This window comes from Immundisolibacter sp., from assembly GCF_028696615.1.
Taxonomy (GTDB): domain Bacteria; phylum Pseudomonadota; class Gammaproteobacteria; order Immundisolibacterales; family Immundisolibacteraceae; genus Immundisolibacter.
Window position 1 is genome coordinate 1 of record NZ_JAQVGQ010000039.1, and the last position, 16,138, is coordinate 16,138.

The window sequence follows — 16,138 nt, forward strand, 5'->3', positions numbered from 1 at the left end:
CGGCGGCCTGGGCGCTGGCCAGCAGACCGGCACCGAACACGCCAGCCAGGCCGACCGCCCGCGCGGCCGCCTTCAGGGAATCGGGAACGTACTTCATGGTGAACACTCCTTGAGCTTGGGTGACAGGGCGTCGGATCGTCCGCTCGCGGCGCAGTGTGCGCCGCGAGCATGACGTTCGGGAGACGGCCGTTTTAGAACTTGGCCTCGACATCCACCTGCAGGGTGTTGACGGTGGCATCGTCGTGATTGAAGCGGCTGGCAAAATCCGACTCGGCCATGAAGTAAGTGGCGCCGACGGCGAAGTTCTTGCTGACGTCGTACTTGAGCTTCACCTTGTGTCCGCGCGAGCCGACATAGCCGGCCGCGAAATCCGAGTCGGTGAAACCGCCGACCACACCATTGCGCTGCACGTCGCGGTAGTTGTAGTCGATCGCGACGTCGAATAGGCGCGTCATGAAGCCCGCCAGCCAGGCCTGGTCCTGGTCCTCATCCACGCCGCGCGCGGCGCCGTTTTTCACGTACTGGCCATACACCGACAGCGGCAGCGGCAGGCCAATCACGTCGACCTGGCCGAAGGCCTCGTACAGGCGGAACTCGTCCGTGGTGTTGCCATTGGCGATCAGGAAACCGGAGCCCGACGGGCTGTCCTCGTCATTGTCGTAGGCATAGATGCTGCCACCCAAAGTGACCTTGAAGCTGTCGCCCGGGTAAAAGCGCGTGCCGATCTGCCCCGAGTACAGGCGCAGGTCGTGCTCGAACTCCACGCCCTCGCCGTCGACGTTGTCATCCAGCACGAAGTAGCCGGCGCTGCCGAACAGCTCGGTCATGCCCCATTTACGGCTGTAGGCGGCGGCGACACCCTCGGGATTGATGTCGCCGTCCCAGATCACATCACCCAAGGCCACCCACGGCTGCTTCATCTTGCCGCCGACCACCTTCAGGCCCGCCACCTGCAGCGGATGAAAGTCGATGTAGGCCAGGTCCAGCCAGACGTCCTTCTTGGTGAAGTAGTCGTCGAGATCCTGGTTGGTGGAGCGGGCATCCTTGCCGCCGCCGGAGGCGACCTGGATGGCGGCATCGACTTCGTCGTTGATTTTCGAGAAGGCGCCGACGCGCGCGCGAATGCGCTGACGGTCTTTGTCGCGTCCACCGTCGGACGGTTCGTCCTCGATGTGGATGTTCTCGTAGCGCACGCGCACGTCACCCTTGATCTGGGTGTTCATGGCCCAGGCCAGCTTCTGCTGCAGGGCGACCATGTCGTCGCTCTTGACGACTTTGGCGTCGGCGCGCTCGGCCGCCTGTTGTTCCTTGGCGAGATCACCGGACAGCTCGGCATGCTGGGCGGCGGTGATCGAGCCGTTGGCCAACAGCATGTCGAGCAGTTTCTGATCGACGGTGCCCGCGAAGGCCGGCGCCGCGGCCAGCAGCAGGCCGCCACACAGGCCGGCAGTTCGGGCGGTGATGCGAGGCATAGCGTTTTCTCCCTGCGTGTGGTGGGGTGGCGCTGTTGCCACCCCACGGGCAACCGCCGCTGCCGGGCGTCGCCGGCGGGCGGCCGCGGCGTGCGGCACCGTGCCGCGCGCTCAACGGGGCGGCAGTGTCACGATCGGGAGTTACAGAAACGTTACACAGAGGCGGCGTTTGTGACGGCGAGCGCCGGGCGGCGCGCGGCGCTCGCCGGAAACACGCAACTGAAGGCGCTGCCAACACCCACCTGGCTGCGGATGAGCAGTTCGGCGTCGTGCCGCGCCAGCGCGTGTTTGACGATGGCAAGGCCAAGGCCGGTACCGCCGCGGGCGCGTGAGCGGCTGGCATCGACGCGGTAGAACCGCTCGGACAGGCGCGGCAAATGTTCGGGCGCGATGCCCTCGCCATTGTCCTCGACCTCCAGCACCGGGCGGCCGTCGCGCAGCTGCCAGCGCACGGTAATGAGGGTGCCATCCGGGGTGTGCTGCACCGCATTGGCGACCAGGTTCGAGAAGGCACTGCGCAGCTCGGTCTCGTTGCCGCGCAGCCACAGCCGTGGATCGACCTCCAGCTCGACCCGATGTCGGCGGCCGCCGCTGAGCGCAATCGCCTCGTTGCGGATCTGCTGCAAGAGGTTCGGCACGTTGATGTCGCTCTCGGCGTGCGCACCGTCGCTCTCGAGCTGCGCCAGCATCAGCATGTCGTCGACGATGCGCTGCATGCGCAGCGTCTGCTGGGTCATCAGCTCCAACGGGCGGCGCCAGCGCGGCGGCAGCTCGTCCGCATCGGTGGCCAGGGTTTCCAGAAAGCCGTACACCACCGTCAGCGGCGTGCGCAGCTCGTGGGAGGCATTGGCGACGAAATCACGCCGCACCTGTTCCAGGCGCCGCGCCTGGGTGACGTCGCGCACCACCAGCAGGCGCCGGTGGGTGCCGATGTCGATGAGCCGGGCGTGCAGGATCAATCCGTCGCCCTGCGGCGCTTCGAACTCCACCCCGGCGACACGGTCGCCTTCGCCGCCCAAGTAGCGCGCAAAGATGGGATCGCGCACCACGTTGGTGATGCGCTGACCCAGATCGCGCGGCATGCGCAGGCCGAGCAGGCGCTGCGCGGCCTCGTTGCACCAATCGATGGCGCCGAACTCGCCGAGCGCCACGGCCGCATCGGGCAATGCGGCGCTGGCCTCCTCGAAACGCTGCACGATCTGCGCCAGCCGCCGGCGCGTCACGGTGGCCTCGCGCCGCGCCCGGTACAGGCGCTCGAACAGCTCGCCCCACAGGCCGATCGACTCGGGCGGGTCACCATCCCCGCGCAGACTGGCAGCCAGGCGCAGCACGTTGCGCACATGCCAGCCGGAATACGCCAGCAGACCCATGCCAGCGCCGATACCCGCATCGCCACCAACCCAGCCCAGCAACCACCCCGCGGCCAGCAGCCCGCCGCCGAGGACGGATTCGGCCACCGCTCCGCGAACCACTGCCGTTCAGTCTTTGGCCGACAGCCGGTAGCCGGCGCCGCGCACGGTCTGCACCAGCCGGTCCTTGCTGGCCGGCGCCAGCGCCTCGCGCAGGCGCCGCACGTGCACGTCCACGGTGCGCTCTTCTATGTAAACGTTGCGCCCCCACACCTGATCGATGAGCTGACTGCGGCTGTACACCCGCTCCGGGTGCGCCATCAGGAACTGCAGCAGGCGAAATTCGGTGGGGCCGACCTTGAGCTCCGTCTCGCCGGCCAGCACCCGGTGCCCGACCGGGTCCAGGCGCAGCCCGTCGACCTCCAGCTCCGCGCCGACCGCATGCGGCGAGGCACGGCGCAGCACCGCCTTGATGCGGGCGGCGAGCTCCCGCGGCGAGAACGGCTTGGTGATGTAGTCGTCGGCGCCGGCGTCGAGGCCGCTGACCACGTCCGCCTCCTGCGCACGGGCGGTCAACATGATCACCGGAATATCGCGCGTGCCCGCATCGCGTTTGAGCTCACGCGCGAACTCGATGCCGCTTTGGCCCGGCAGCATCCAGTCCAGCACCACCAGATCCGGGTTGCTGTCGGCCACCAGGCTGCGCGCCTGGCGCACGTCACCGGCCACCTCGCAGCGATAGCCGCTGTCGCTGAGGGCGAACGTCAGCATCTCGCAAATGGCCGGTTCGTCTTCGACGATGAGTATGCGTGTCGTCATGGGCAACCGCCTGTATTGGGTGCCGGTATTGGGCGACAGCTTTGTTGCAGTCGGGTGACAGACTGTAACAATCCGCCTTCCGGTGCCTCAGGCCAGATGCCGGCGCAGGAAGTCCAGGCTGCGCTGCCAGGCCAGCGCCGCCGAGGCGGCGTCGTAGCTGGCGCGCTGGTCGCAGTTGAAGCCGTGATCGGCCGGGTAGACGTACAGCTCGGTTTCTTTCAGGCAGGCGATGGCGGCGCGAATCTTGTCCACGTCCGTCATGGGAATGAAATGGTCCCGTTCGCCGAAATGGAACTGGATCGGGCAGGCGATGTTGCCGGCCTCGTCCAGGAAGTTGACGATGCCGCCGCCGTAGTAGGCGATCGCCGCGTCCGGCTTCAGGTTCGCCGCGCTGCGGTAGGCCAGCAGGCCGCCCATGCAGAAACCGAGCACCGCCACCTTGCCGCCGTGCGAGCGCAAGTCCTTGATGCAGGCATCGATGTCGGCCAGCGCCTTGGCATGGTCGAGCGCCTGCATGAGCTCGAAGCCGCGCTGGAAATCCGCCTCGCCGTAGCCGAGCTGCACGCCGGGCTCGCTGCGGTGGAACAGGTCCGGCGCCAGCGCGTTGAAGCCGGCAGCCGCCAGCCGATCGCACACCGAACGGATGTGGCTGTTGACGCCGAAAATCTCCTGGATGACCACCACGCTGCCGGCCGGCTGGCCGTTGGCGGTGGCCAGATAAGCCGAGAACGGCCCATCAACGCCTTGGATGGTGATGTCCTTGCCTGACATGAGCGTGCTCCTGTGAAGTGGATTGGGCGCGGCCCTGCCGGGCGGCGGCCAAAGAACGGTCGACCACCCTGGTCAGACGGCCGTGGCCGCGAAAAACTCGGGATACACGGCCTGCGCATCGAACACCGGCCCGTCCACGCACACCCGCGCCATGGCCGGACCGGACGCCGTCGCCAGCGGCACCACGCAGCCGGCGCAGCCGCCGACGCCGCAGGCCATATGCTCTTCCAGGCACAACTGCGCCGGCAAGCGGTAACGGGCCGCGAGCGCCGCGGCCGCGCGCAGCATGGGCGCGGGCCCGCAGGCGGCAATCTGCGTCTGGCCGAGCGCCGGCGCGTCGAGCGTCGCCAGATAGGCATCGGCCAAATCCGTGACATGCCCCTCGAAGCAGCCGGCAAAGCCCTGCCCGGACGCCAGGCGGCTCGGCACGCCCCAATCCTCGGCCAGCGGCAGCGCGGCGATGGTGCCGGCCGGCATGCCATCGACCAGCAGCGCGGAAGGCCTGGGCTGGAACGGGAACGCCACTTCCGAGCCCAGCAGCAGCAGCGGCGAAAACGCCGTGCGGCGCAGCGTCTGCGCCAGGAACAGCATCGGCGGCATGCCGACGCCGCCGCCGATGGCGAGCACGCGCGGGCGGGCGGGATCGGGCTCGAACGGCCGGCCGATGGGACCCAGCACACTGAGCGTGTCGCCGACGCGGCGCGTGCTCAGCAGGCGCGTGCCGACGCCGACCGCCTTGTAGAGCAGCTCGAGCTCGCCGCCGGGCGCGGCGCGCAGGATGGACAGCGGCCGGCGCAGCGGCAGCTGCGGCCCGCAGCGCAGGTGCACGAACTGCCCCGGCCGGGCGCGCGCGGCGATCTGCGGCGCCGCCAGACGCAACAGGAAATGCCCGCCCGGTAGCGCCTCGTTGGCGTCGACGCGCGCCTGCTCGAGCAGGATGCTGCCCACCTCGCCCGCTTCACCCGCCATCACCCGGCTCCTGCAATCGGTAAATCACCCGCCCACCGAGCAACGTGAGCCGCACCCGCCCGCGCAGCGCGCGACCCCACACCGGCGTGCAGGTGGCGGCGCTGTGCCAGGTGTCGGCGCCCACCGTCCAGGCGCGGTCCGGTTCCACCACACACACGTCGGCCAGCGCCCCCACGGCGAGGCGGCCGCCGCCGCCGAGCACCGCCGCCGGGCCGCAGGTGAGCGCGGCCAGTGCCCGCGCCAGCGGCACGCCGCCGCCGTGCGCCAGATCCAGCACCAGCGGCAGCAATGCCTCGAAGCCGGCCACGCCGGCCGCCGTGCGCGCGAATGGCTGGCGCTTGGCCTCGCCGTCGAATGGCCGGTGATCGGAGCAGACGGCATCCAGCGTGCCGTCGGCCAGCGCCTCGCGCAGCGCCGCCCGGTCGCCCGGCTCACGCAGCGGCGGGCGCAGGTGAAACGCCGGGTCGTAGGCGCCGATGTCGAGGTCGGTGTAGTGCAGATTCCATACCGGCGTCGCGGCCGTCACCGGCAGGCCGGCCGCTTTGGCGGCACGCAGCAGCGCCACACCGGCCGCGCTCGACAGGCCGTGCACATGGATGCGCGTGTCGCAGGTGGTGGCCAGCGCCAGCGCCTGCGACAGTGCCGCCACTTCGGCCGCCACCGGAATGCCGGTGAGGCCGAGCTGGGCCGCGACCGCGCCCTCGTGCATGCAGCCGCCGGCGGCGAGCTCGGCGTCCTCGGCATCGACCACCACGGTGAGGTCATGCCCGCGCGCGTACTCGAAGGCGCGGCGCAGCACTCGCGCGCCGATCGGCCGCCCGCCCTGGCCGACCAGCCGGCAGCCGGCGCGGCGCAGCAGGCCGAGCTCGGCGAGCTGCTCGCCGCCGAGCCCCGCCGTCAGTGCGCCGATCGGCGCAAGACGCACCAGACCCAACGCCGCCGCGCCGTCGCGCAAGCGGCCGACCACCGCCGGGTTGTCGAGCCCCGCATCGGCGCGCGGCGGCACCGCGAGCTGGGTGATGCCGCCGGCCGCCGCGGCCAGCAGCTCGCGCTGCGCCAAGGCATCCGGGCTGCCGACCTGGCCGGACAGGTCCACCAGCCCCGGCAGCACCCAGCAGCCGCGCACGTCGATGATGTCGCCCGCCGCGCCGTCCGGCGCGGCGCCAAGGCCGATGATGCGCCCGCCGTCGATGTGCACGTCGAGCACCGCGTCGAGCCGACCGGCAGGATCCAGGACGCGGCCGCCGCGCAGGGTCACGCGCGTGTGTTCAGCCATCGGCATCCGCCCCCCGGCCGACGGTCTGCGCCAGCACCGCCATGCGGATGGCGATGCCGTTGGTCACCTGCGGCAGGATCAGCGAGCGCCTGCCGTCGGCCACCGCGGACGCGATCTCCACGCCGCGGTTGATCGGCCCCGGGTGCATGACGAGCGCGTCCGGGTGCGCCGCCGCCAGCGCCCGTTCGGTGAGGCCGTACAGCTCGAAGTATTCGCGGTCGGACGGCACGAAGCCGCCGGCCATGCGCTCGCGTTGCAGGCGCAGCATCATCACCACGTCGACGCCGTCGAGCCCCTCGCGCGGGTCGTGGCAGACGCGCGCGCCGAGCGCCGAAAGGCGCTGCGGCACCAATGTGGCCGGTCCGACCAGGCGAATGTCCGTCACGCCGAGCAGGCGCAGGCCGACCAGCTGCGAGCGCGCCACGCGCGAGTGCAGCACGTCGCCGACGATGGCCACCTTAAGCCCGTCCAGGCCGCCGCGCTGCTGGCGGATGGTGTACAGATCCAGCAGCGCCTGGGTCGGGTGGGCGTGGCAGCCGTCGCCGGCGTTGACCACCGCTACCTGCGGCGCCACGTGCGCGGCCACCAAGTGCGCCGCGCCGCTGTCCGCGTGGCGCATGACGAAGGCGTCGGTCTGCATGGCCTGCAGGTTGGCGATGGTGTCGAGCAGGCTTTCGCCCTTGGCCGTGGACGAGGCCGGCACGTCCAGCGTCACCACGTCCGCCGACAGGCGCTTGGCGGCGATCTCGAACGTGGTGCGCGTGCGCGTCGAGGCCTCGAAGAACAGCAGCACCACGGTCTTGCCGCGCAGCAATGGCACGTTCTTGACCGCCCGCGTGCCGACCTCGACCAGCGAGTCGGCCAGCGTGAACAGGTCCTCCAGCGTGTCGCGCCGCAGGCCCTCCAGCGTCAGCAGATGCCGCAGGCGGCCCTGGCCGTCGTACTGGATGGCGCCCAGGCGCTCGCCGAGACCGGCCAGCGCGCTCATGCCACCTGCAGGCGCAGCGGATCGGGACCGCTCACGCGCAGCCGCTGCCCCGCGGGCACCTGCAGGCGCAGGCCGACCGCGTCCGCACACACCGGCAGCTCGCGCCCGCCGCGGTCGACCAGCACCGCCAGGCGCACGCAGGCCGGGCGGCCGAAGTCGAACAGCTCGCGCAGTGCCGCCTGCACGGTGCGCCCGGTGTGCAACACGTCGTCCACCAGCAGGATGTGCCGATCGTCGATGCTGGGCGGCAGCTGCGAGGGGCGCACCTGCCCCTTGAGACCACCCAGGCGCAGGTCGTCACGGTAAAAACCGGGGTCGAGGCTGGCCAGCGGCGCCGTCGCGTGCAGCCGCTCGTGCAGCCAGCGCGCCAGCCACACGCCGCCGGTCTCGATACCGACCAGCAGCGGATCGGGCAGCGCGAGCGCCGCGCAGTCCGCCGCCAGGCGCTCCAGCGCTGCGGCGAGTGCGCTATCAGTGACGCTGCTCGGCAAGCCAGGTCTCCACGATGACGGCGGCGGCCACGGCATCGCGCGTGCGGCGCACCGCCGCGTGGCGCCGGCCGTCGGCCAGCAGGCGCGCCTCGGCCTCGTGCGAGGACAGGCGCTCGTCGATCAGCGCCACCGGCAGGCCGCTGCGCGCGCCAAGCTCGGCGGCAAAGCGCCGCGCCGCAGAACTCACGGTGGTGTCGCTGCCGTCGGCAGCCAGCGGCAGGCCCACCACCAGCTGCGCCGGCCGCCACTCGGCGAGCACGGCGTCGATCTGGCCCCAGCCGGCGAGCTGCGGGTTCTGCAGCGTGGCCAGCGGCGTGGCGGTGCCGGTCAGCGTCTGTCCGCTGGCGACGCCGACGCGCTTTTGGCCGTAGTCGAAGCCGAGCACGATGCCGCTCACGCGTGGCCTGCGCGATGCGGCAGCAGGTCGAGGTCGACGCCGATCGACGCCGCCGCGGCGCGCCAACGCCGCTCCACCGGCAGTTCGAACAACACATCCAGGCGGGCGGGTGCAGTCAGCCAGGCGTTGTCGGCCAGCTCCTGTTCGAGCTGCCCGGCGCCCCAACCGGCGTAGCCCAAGCAGACCAGAAAATCATCCGGACCCTCGCCACGGGCGATGGCGGTCAGCAGGTCCAGCGAGCCGGTGAGGCCGATCTCGTCGGTCACCGGCAGGCTGGAATTCCACTGCCCGAGCGGGCGGTGCAGGATCAGGCAGGCATTCGGCTGCACCGGACCGCCGCCGTACACCGGCTGGCCGGCGATGACATCGCTGGCGGGCTGCAGGCCCACCTGCGCCAGCAGGTCGCCGAGCGTGACGGTGAGCGGCCGGTTCACGACCACGCCCAGCGCGCCGTGCTCGCCGTGCTCACAGATATAGGTGACGCTGTGGCGAAAGTTGTCGTCCGCCAGCGCCGGCATGGCGATCAGCAAATGGTGGCTGAGGTCCAGGAGTTCGGCCATGGCGGCATTCTAGCAGCGGCCCCGGGCCGCAAACCCCGGGCGCGCTCAGCGCTGGTGTAAGCCCAGGGCCCGCCACAGCGCCGCCGTCGGCTCGGCACGGTTCAGGGTGTAGAAGTGCAGGCCCGGCGCGCCGCCGTCGAGCAACCGCCGGCACAGCGCGAGCGTCACCTCGAAGCCGAACGCGCGCAGGCCGTCGAGGTCGTCGCCGAAGTCCTCCAACCGGCGCGCCAGCCAGCGCGGAATCTCCGCCCCGCAGGCGGCGGAGAAGCGCGCCAGCTGCGTGTAGTTGGTGATCGGCATCACGCCCGGCACGATCGGCACCGCGACGCCGGCCGCCTTGGCCGCGTCGCAGAAGTAGAAGTACGCGTCGGCGTTGAAAAAATACTGCGTGATGGCGCCATCCGCGCCGGCGCGCAGCTTGCGCACGAAGGCGTCGAGATCGGCGCGGGCGCCGCGCGCCTGCGGGTGCACCTCCGGGTAGGCCGCGACTTCGAGGTGAAACCAGTCGCCGGTCTCGCGGCGGATGAAGGCGACCAGATCACTCGCGTAGCGGAACTCACCCGGCGCATCGCCCATGCCGGACGGCAGATCGCCGCGCAGCGCCACCAGGCGGCGGATGCCGAGCGCGCGATACGCCTCCAGCAGCTCGCGAAGGCTGGCCGCGGTGGCGCCGATGCACGAGATGTGCGGCGCCACCGGCACGCCGCCATCTTTTTGCAAGGCGGCGACGGTGTCGAGCGTCAGATCACGCGTGCTGCCGCCTGCGCCGAAGGTGACCGACACATAGTCCGGCGCGAGCGCCAGCAGCGCGTGGCGCGCCTCGTCGAAGCGCGCAGCGGCCTCCTCGCTGCGCGGCGGGAAGAACTCGAAGCTGAAACTGCCGGCGCGGCTCACGGCACGCCTCAGTAGCGGTAGTGCTCGGGCTTGAACGGCCCGTCTTGCGAGAGTCCCAGGTATGCCGCCTGCTTGTCGGTCAGGCGCGTGAGCCTGGCGCCAATGCGCCCCAGATGCAGCGAGGCGACCTTCTCGTCCAGGTGCTTGGGCAGCACGTACACCTGCTTGCCGTAGCGCTCGCCGTGACCGAACAGCTCGATCTGCGCCAACACCTGGTTGGTGAAGGAATTCGACATCACGAAGCTCGGGTGCCCGGTGGCGCAGCCCAGGTTCACCAGCCGGCCCTCGGCCAGCAGGATCAGGCGCTTGCCGTCCGGGAAGATGACGTGATCGACCTGCGGCTTGATGTTCTCCCAGGTGTAGCGGCGCAGCGAGGCGACGTCGATCTCGGAATCGAAATGCCCGATATTGCACACGATGGCCTGGTTTTTCATGGCCGCCATGTGGTCGTGGGTGATCACGTCCACGTTGCCGGTGGCGGTGACGAAGATGTCGGCCAGCGGCGCGGCGTCTTCCATGGTCACCACGCGGTAGCCCTCCATGGCCGCCTGCAGCGCGCAGATGGGGTCGATCTCGGTCACCCAGACCGTGGCACCCAGGCCGCGCAGCGACTGCGCGCAGCCCTTGCCGACGTCGCCGTAGCCGGCCACCACGGCGATCTTGCCGGCGATCATCACATCCGTGGCGCGCTTGATGCCGTCCACCAGCGACTCGCGGCAGCCGTACAGGTTGTCGAACTTGCTCTTGGTGACCGAGTCGTTGACGTTGATGGCCGGGAACGGCAACCGGCCCTCGGCGGCCATCTGGTACAGGCGCTTGACGCCGGTGGTGGTCTCCTCCGTCACGCCGCGGATGCCGGCGAGCTGACGGCTGTACCAGGTCGGATCGACCGCCAGGCGCTCGCGGATGGCGGCGTAAAGGGCCACCTCTTCGTCGTTCTCGGGCTTGCCGATCACCGACGGGTCCTGCTCGGCGCGCGCGCCCAGGATCAGCAGCAGCGTGGCATCGCCGCCGTCGTCGAGAATCATGTTGGCGCCGCCCTCGAACTCGAAGATGCGGTGCGTGTAGGCCCAGTACTCGGCCAGCGTCTCGCCCTTGACGGCGAACACCGGCGTGCCGGCGGCGGCGATGGCCGCGGCGGCGTGGTCTTGCGTCGAGAAGATGTTGCACGACGCCCAGCGCACCTGCGCGCCCAGCGCCTGCAGGGTCTCGATCAGCACCGCGGTCTGGATGGTCATGTGCAGCGAGCCGGCGATGCGCGCGCCCGCGAGCGGTTGGCTGGCGGCGTACTCGGCGCGGATCGCCATCAGGCCCGGCATTTCGCTCTCGGCGATGGCGATTTCCTTGCGGCCCCAGTCGGCCAGACCGAGATCGGCGACCAGGCAGTCGTGCGGTTTTTGGATGGCGTTCACGCGGTCACTCCTCGTGGATTCGGGCGACCGGGCGGGGCGCTCAAGGTGCTCGCTGCCGCCGCGGTTGCAGGGGTGGCGAGCGCGGTTGGACGGCCTGAGCCTGGCGGGGAAACCCGTTGCAGCGCTCCTCAGGTGGCGGCGATTCTAGGGAAATGCGGAAAAAATTCCATCCATGGAATTATTTCCGCTCGCTGCGGCAAGCGCCGCGCCCGCGCAGCGCTCACTGAAATCCAGGGCTTACCCCAGGGCTTATCCATGAATCCTGGCCGTGGCTTCCTGCCCCGACCGAACCGCTGAAATCAAGTCGGCGGCCCACGAGCGACCTGCCGCGTCGCCCCACTTGACACTGTGCCGATATTGGCTTAACAAGCAATCCAAACGATCGATCAGCCAGCGACGGCTCAGGCATGCCGGGCGCTGCGGAATCGACAAGCTGCGACAGCGACCGTTTCACAAGGGAGGCGGGCATGAACAAACGCCTGGGCGCGCTGACGCTGGTAGGGCTGGCGCTGGCGATGCTGGCCGGCTGCGCCGACCGCAAGTCGACGCCGCTGCAACAGGCGCAGCCGGCCACCCCGCCAAGCGCCGTGGCCGGGGCCACCTATGTCGGGCAGGCGCAGTGCGAGACCTGCCACCGGCTCGAGACCAGCCATTTCATCCACACCACGCACTCGCGCCTGTTCGCCAGCAATCCGCGCAACGAACTCGAGGCGCGCGGCTGCGAATCCTGCCACGGCCCGGGCTCCGCCCACGCGCAAAACCCCAGTTCCAAGAACATCATCGCCTTCACGCGCGAAGGCGGCTTGCCACCGGCCGAGCAGAACAAAGCCTGCCTGCAGTGCCACACCGGCGGCGAGCGCATGTTCTGGCACGGCTCGGTGCACGAGATGCAGGACCTGGCCTGCAGCGACTGCCACAACCCGATGGCCAACGTGTCGGCGACGCGCCTGGAGCGCGGCAAGTCCATCAACGACACCTGTTTTTCCTGCCATCAGGACAAGCGCGCCGAGTTTCGCAAGCGCTCGCACATGCCGCTGCTCGAGGGCAAGCTGTCGTGCGTGGATTGCCACAACCCGCACGGCTCCACCACCGATCCGCTGCTGCGCGCCGACAGCGTCAACCAGCTGTGCTACCAGTGCCACGCCGAAAAGCGCGGGCCGTTCCTGTGGGAACACGCGCCGGTGCGCGAGAACTGCCTGAACTGCCACAACCCGCACGGCTCGAACCACGACAAGCTGCTGGTCACCGCGCGGCCGTTCCTGTGCCAGCAGTGCCACACCTCGGTGCGCCACCCGAACGACCTGCTGACCGGCGGCAACCTGGCCGACGGCAACGCCGCCTCGGTGCGCCTGATGTCGCGTGCCTGTCTGTCCTGCCACACCCAGATCCATGGCTCGAACCACCCCTCCGGGGTGCGCTTCCACCGTTGATGGGAGGTGTCCCATGTGCCGAACCGCCCGTTGCAACGACCGCCTGACGCTGCTGGCCGTCACCCTCGCGCTGGCTGCCGGCCCGGCGCTGGCCGGCGTAGCCTCGCAGGGCACGCCGGGCGGCAACGTGCTGAACCCGACCGGCGCCGACCTCACGCGCAAGGGCGACAAGGACCCCAAGGGCATGAGCTACTGGCGCGACACGCCACGCCACACGCCCAGCGGCATCCTGTATACGGTGCCTGATCGCGGCCCGACCTACACCGACATGGGCAACGGTTGGCAGCGCTATCTGGCGGTGGAGGCCGGCGGGCTGTTTCGCGACGGCGGCGGCGAGCCCGACGCCCGCTTCGGCGAGTATTTCGATTACGACGACGGCGCGTTCATCAATTCGCTGCGCCTGTCGCTGTGGAACCCGCAGCAGGGCCGGTATCTGGACGTCTCCGGCGGCGCGCTGGGGCGGGCCGATCAGTACTGGGCCGCGCAGGGCGGCCGTTACGGCGATTTTCGCGTCACTGCCCGCTACGACGGCATCCCGCACCAGTTCACGCGCGACGCGCACACGCTCTACCAGGGCGTCGGCAGCGGCCGGCTGACGCTGCCGCCGGGCCTCACGCCCGGCGACAACACCGAAAGCGCCATCGCCGCCGCGCTGGCACAAAGCGCGTCCGAGCTGCGCCTTGGCCTGCAGCGCAACACCGGCCGGCTGGACCTGGACCTGACGCCGTCCGACAAGCTCGCGCTGTTCGCCCGTTACAGCCTCGAAAAGCGTGACGGCACGCGGCCGTTCGGTGGCGGGTTTTTCTTTCCGCTGTCGCTGGGGCCGGCCGGCATGATCGGCGGCGTCAGCGAGACCGCCGAGCCGATCGACTACACCACGCACGATTTCTCGGCCGGACTCAAGTTCGCCGAGCGCGCCTACCAGCTCAACCTCACCTACACCGGCTCGCTGTTTCGCAACGACACCGACTCGCTCACCTTCGACAACCCGTTTCACCTGGGCAGCGTGCTGGAACCGCCGCCGCCCATCGGCGCCGGCGTGCCGGCCTTTGCGGTGCCGCAGGGGCGCTTCGCGCTGTCGCCGGACAACAGCTACCACAACCTGAAACTCGACTTCGCCCACACGCTGCCGCTGCAGGGGCAACTGACCTCGAGCGCCTCCTACAGCGTGATGCGCCAGGACGACGACCTGCTGCCGCCCACCGTCAACAGCGGCATGGGCGGCACCTTCATCGCGCCGGTGAATTTCGACCTGTGGAACACCACCGCGGCGCTGCCGCGCGACTCGGCCGACGCCGACATCCGCAACATCCAGGGCCAGCTCGGCATCAACCTGCGCCCGGCGCGGCGCCTGCGCGTGGGTGGCGAGCTCAAGTATTTCGAGCAGGACAACCGCACCCGCTATACCGCCTACAACCCGCAGACCGGCCAGTACGGCTACGTGGCGCTCGATGGTGCGATGGGCAACTCGGTGCCGGGCGAGATCGGCATCTGGGATCCGCTGTCGCCCGCCGCCTGGCACTACCGCAGCATCCCGTTTTCTTATCAGCGCTACAACGGCGACCTGTTCGCCGACTACCGGCTCACCGGCGCCAGCACGCTCGAGATGCGCTACGGGCGCGAGCGCTATGCGCGTGACGATCGCGAGTACGACGACACCGACGAGGACCGCTGGCGCCTGGCCTACGTGAACCGCGGCTTTGCCCGCGCCACGCTGCGCCTGTCGTACGAGTACGCGCGCCGGCGCGGCGACGGCTATGAGTTCAACCCCTACGAGGATTTCTACACCAGTTCCCTGCCTGGAGCGCTGGAGCCGATCTTCCCGCACACGCTGGCGCAGCTGCGCAAGTACGACCTGGCCGAACGCGATCAGCAGAAATTCAACGGCCGCCTGAATTTCATCCTGCGCGAAGGCATGGACCTGGCGCTGAGCGCCACCACCGAGGACAACGACTACGACGCCCGCTACGGCCTCGACGGCCGCCGCTACCGGCGCGCCAACGTGGAATGGAGCTGGCAGCCCCGGGCCACCGCCAATGTGTTCGCTTTCTACGGCTACGAGCGCGGCAAGAGCAAGCAGGCCAACATCAACGACGACCCGCTGACGCTGGGCACCAGCACCGACCCCAACGCCGGCGGCATCATCTACCCGCTCGGCAACGCCTGGTGGGAATACAGCCGGGAAACCAACCACCTGTTCGGCCTGGGGCTGAACTGGCAGCTCAGCCGCCGCGTGACCCTCGAGAGCAACTACACCTTCAGCTACGGCCGCGGCGAGACCGACACGCGCATGGCCAGTGCCGGCGCGCTGTCCACCCAGGAAGGCCCGGCACCGACCGACAACGCCTTCCCGGACCTGCACGACATCGAGCACTGGCTGGAGACCAGCGTCAAGTTCACCGTGAACGAGCGCACCGCGGTGCGCCTCTATCACCGCTATCAGGCGGTCAACATCAGCGACTGGCACTACCTTGGCCTCAGCAACGACCAGATCACCAACCGCGTGCTGTACCTCGACGACGGTCCCGAGGATTACGCCGCGCACCTGATCGGCGTGTTCGTGCAGTATCAGTTCTGATCCGGCGGCAGCGGCGCCGCTGTCGAGCCGGCGGCGTCCGGGAGGTACCCTTGCGGTTCCTGCAGCCGAAGCGAACCGCCCCGTGCCTGCCCGCTTGAACATCCGTTTCGTAGACAGTTTGCACGCCGTCCCGGCGGCGGCTTGGGACGCCCTCGAGACCAACGGCAACCCGTTCCTGCGCCACGCCTTTTTGCGGGCGCTGGAGGAAACCGGCTGCGTGGGCGGACGCTCCGGCTGGCATGGTCAGCACCTGCTGATCGAGCAGGACGGCCGGCTGCTGGCCGCCGCGCCCGTGTACGCCAAGGACCATTCCTACGGCGAGTACGTGTTCGACTGGGCCTGGGCCAACGCCTACCAGCGCGTCGGGCTGCGCTACTACCCCAAGCTGGTGGTGGCGGTGCCGTTCACGCCGGTGACCGGGCCGCGCCTGCTCATCGCGCCGGGGACGGATGGCGCCCAATTGCTGGCCATGGCCGGCCGGGCGCTGATCGAGCGCGCCCGGGCCCTGCGGGCATCCTCGGTGCACTGGCTGTTCACGCCCGATCGCCAAACCAACGCGCTGGAAGGCCCGACCTGGCTGCGCCGCAGCGGCTACCAGTTCCACTGGGAGAACCGCGGCTACGGCAGTTTCGACGATTACCTCGCCGCCCTCACCGCCGAGAAGCGCAAAAAGGTGCGCCGCGAGCGCCGGCAGGTGGCCGAGGCCGGCATCGCGCTGCGCGTGGTGCCGGG

At 69.9% G+C, this 16,138-nt stretch carries 15 protein-coding genes and 1 riboswitch; of the genes, 3 read left to right on the plus strand and 12 right to left on the minus strand.

Annotation, left to right across the window (positions count from 1 at the left end):
- Positions 1-191: 191 nt before the first annotated feature.
- The 12 genes from PHC73_RS04335 to ahcY all read right to left on the minus strand — a co-directional run bounded on the left by PHC73_RS04335 (position 192) and on the right by ahcY (position 11,398).
- The gene (locus PHC73_RS04335; protein ID WP_300124881.1) at positions 192-1,472 is read right to left on the minus strand and encodes a putative porin; all 1,281 of its coding nucleotides are present in this window, start codon (positions 1,470-1,472) and stop codon (positions 192-194) included.
- Positions 1,473-1,624: 152 nt separating this feature from the next.
- Positions 1,625-2,929, minus strand: a complete 1,305-nt coding sequence (gene phoR, locus PHC73_RS04340; protein WP_300124884.1) for a phosphate regulon sensor histidine kinase PhoR — start codon at positions 2,927-2,929, stop codon at positions 1,625-1,627.
- Between the two features lie 21 nt (positions 2,930-2,950).
- Positions 2,951-3,640, minus strand: coding sequence for a phosphate regulon transcriptional regulator PhoB (gene phoB / locus PHC73_RS04345; protein ID WP_300124887.1), 690 nt, complete (start codon positions 3,638-3,640; stop codon positions 2,951-2,953).
- Positions 3,641-3,727: 87 nt separating this feature from the next.
- Positions 3,728-4,411, minus strand: coding sequence for a dienelactone hydrolase family protein (locus tag PHC73_RS04350; protein WP_300124890.1), 684 nt, complete (start codon positions 4,409-4,411; stop codon positions 3,728-3,730).
- 72 nt (positions 4,412-4,483) lie between these two features.
- Positions 4,484-5,380 carry a dihydroorotate dehydrogenase electron transfer subunit gene (locus PHC73_RS04355; RefSeq protein WP_300124892.1) on the minus strand — a complete coding sequence of 299 codons (897 nt, stop codon included), beginning with the start codon at positions 5,378-5,380 and terminating at the stop codon, positions 4,484-4,486.
- Positions 5,370-6,656: an amidohydrolase family protein gene (locus PHC73_RS04360; protein WP_300124894.1), complete on the minus strand. Its 1,287-nt coding sequence runs from the start codon at positions 6,654-6,656 to the stop codon at positions 5,370-5,372. The genes PHC73_RS04355 and PHC73_RS04360 overlap by 11 nt, the downstream gene beginning before the upstream one ends.
- The gene (locus PHC73_RS04365; protein ID WP_300124896.1) at positions 6,649-7,644 is read right to left on the minus strand and encodes an aspartate carbamoyltransferase catalytic subunit; all 996 of its coding nucleotides are present in this window, start codon (positions 7,642-7,644) and stop codon (positions 6,649-6,651) included. Before PHC73_RS04365 ends, PHC73_RS04360 begins: the two co-directional genes overlap by 8 nt.
- Positions 7,641-8,135 (minus strand): bifunctional pyr operon transcriptional regulator/uracil phosphoribosyltransferase PyrR, encoded by a 495-nt coding sequence (gene pyrR, locus PHC73_RS04370; RefSeq protein ID WP_300124898.1) that lies wholly within the window; start codon positions 8,133-8,135, stop codon positions 7,641-7,643. The genes PHC73_RS04365 and pyrR overlap by 4 nt, the downstream gene beginning before the upstream one ends.
- Positions 8,116-8,532: a Holliday junction resolvase RuvX gene (gene ruvX / locus PHC73_RS04375; protein ID WP_300124900.1), complete on the minus strand. Its 417-nt coding sequence runs from the start codon at positions 8,530-8,532 to the stop codon at positions 8,116-8,118. Before ruvX ends, pyrR begins: the two co-directional genes overlap by 20 nt.
- The gene (locus PHC73_RS04380; protein WP_300124902.1) at positions 8,529-9,092 is read right to left on the minus strand and encodes a YqgE/AlgH family protein; all 564 of its coding nucleotides are present in this window, start codon (positions 9,090-9,092) and stop codon (positions 8,529-8,531) included. Before PHC73_RS04380 ends, ruvX begins: the two co-directional genes overlap by 4 nt.
- A gap of 45 nt (positions 9,093-9,137) precedes the next feature.
- The gene (gene metF, locus PHC73_RS04385; protein WP_300124905.1) at positions 9,138-9,986 is read right to left on the minus strand and encodes a methylenetetrahydrofolate reductase [NAD(P)H]; all 849 of its coding nucleotides are present in this window, start codon (positions 9,984-9,986) and stop codon (positions 9,138-9,140) included.
- Positions 9,987-9,994: 8 nt separating this feature from the next.
- Positions 9,995-11,398 (minus strand): adenosylhomocysteinase, encoded by a 1,404-nt coding sequence (gene ahcY / locus PHC73_RS04390; protein ID WP_300124907.1) that lies wholly within the window; start codon positions 11,396-11,398, stop codon positions 9,995-9,997.
- Positions 11,399-11,468: 70 nt separating this feature from the next.
- Positions 11,469-11,534, minus strand: a riboswitch (S-adenosyl-L-homocysteine riboswitch).
- Positions 11,535-11,865: 331 nt separating this feature from the next.
- On the opposite strand from ahcY, the gene PHC73_RS04395 reads away from it, so the two are divergent.
- The 3 genes from PHC73_RS04395 to PHC73_RS04405 form a co-directional block, all read left to right on the plus strand.
- Positions 11,866-12,828, plus strand: coding sequence for a DmsE family decaheme c-type cytochrome (locus tag PHC73_RS04395; RefSeq protein WP_300124909.1), 963 nt, complete (start codon positions 11,866-11,868; stop codon positions 12,826-12,828).
- 13 nt (positions 12,829-12,841) lie between these two features.
- On the plus strand, positions 12,842-15,406 hold the full coding sequence (locus tag PHC73_RS04400) for an MtrB/PioB family outer membrane beta-barrel protein (protein ID WP_300124912.1): 2,565 nt from the start codon (positions 12,842-12,844) through the stop codon (positions 15,404-15,406).
- An 82-nt stretch (positions 15,407-15,488) separates the two neighbouring features.
- A partial coding sequence (locus PHC73_RS04405; RefSeq protein WP_300124915.1) for a peptidogalycan biosysnthesis protein occupies positions 15,489-16,138 on the plus strand: 650 nt, incomplete at its 3' end.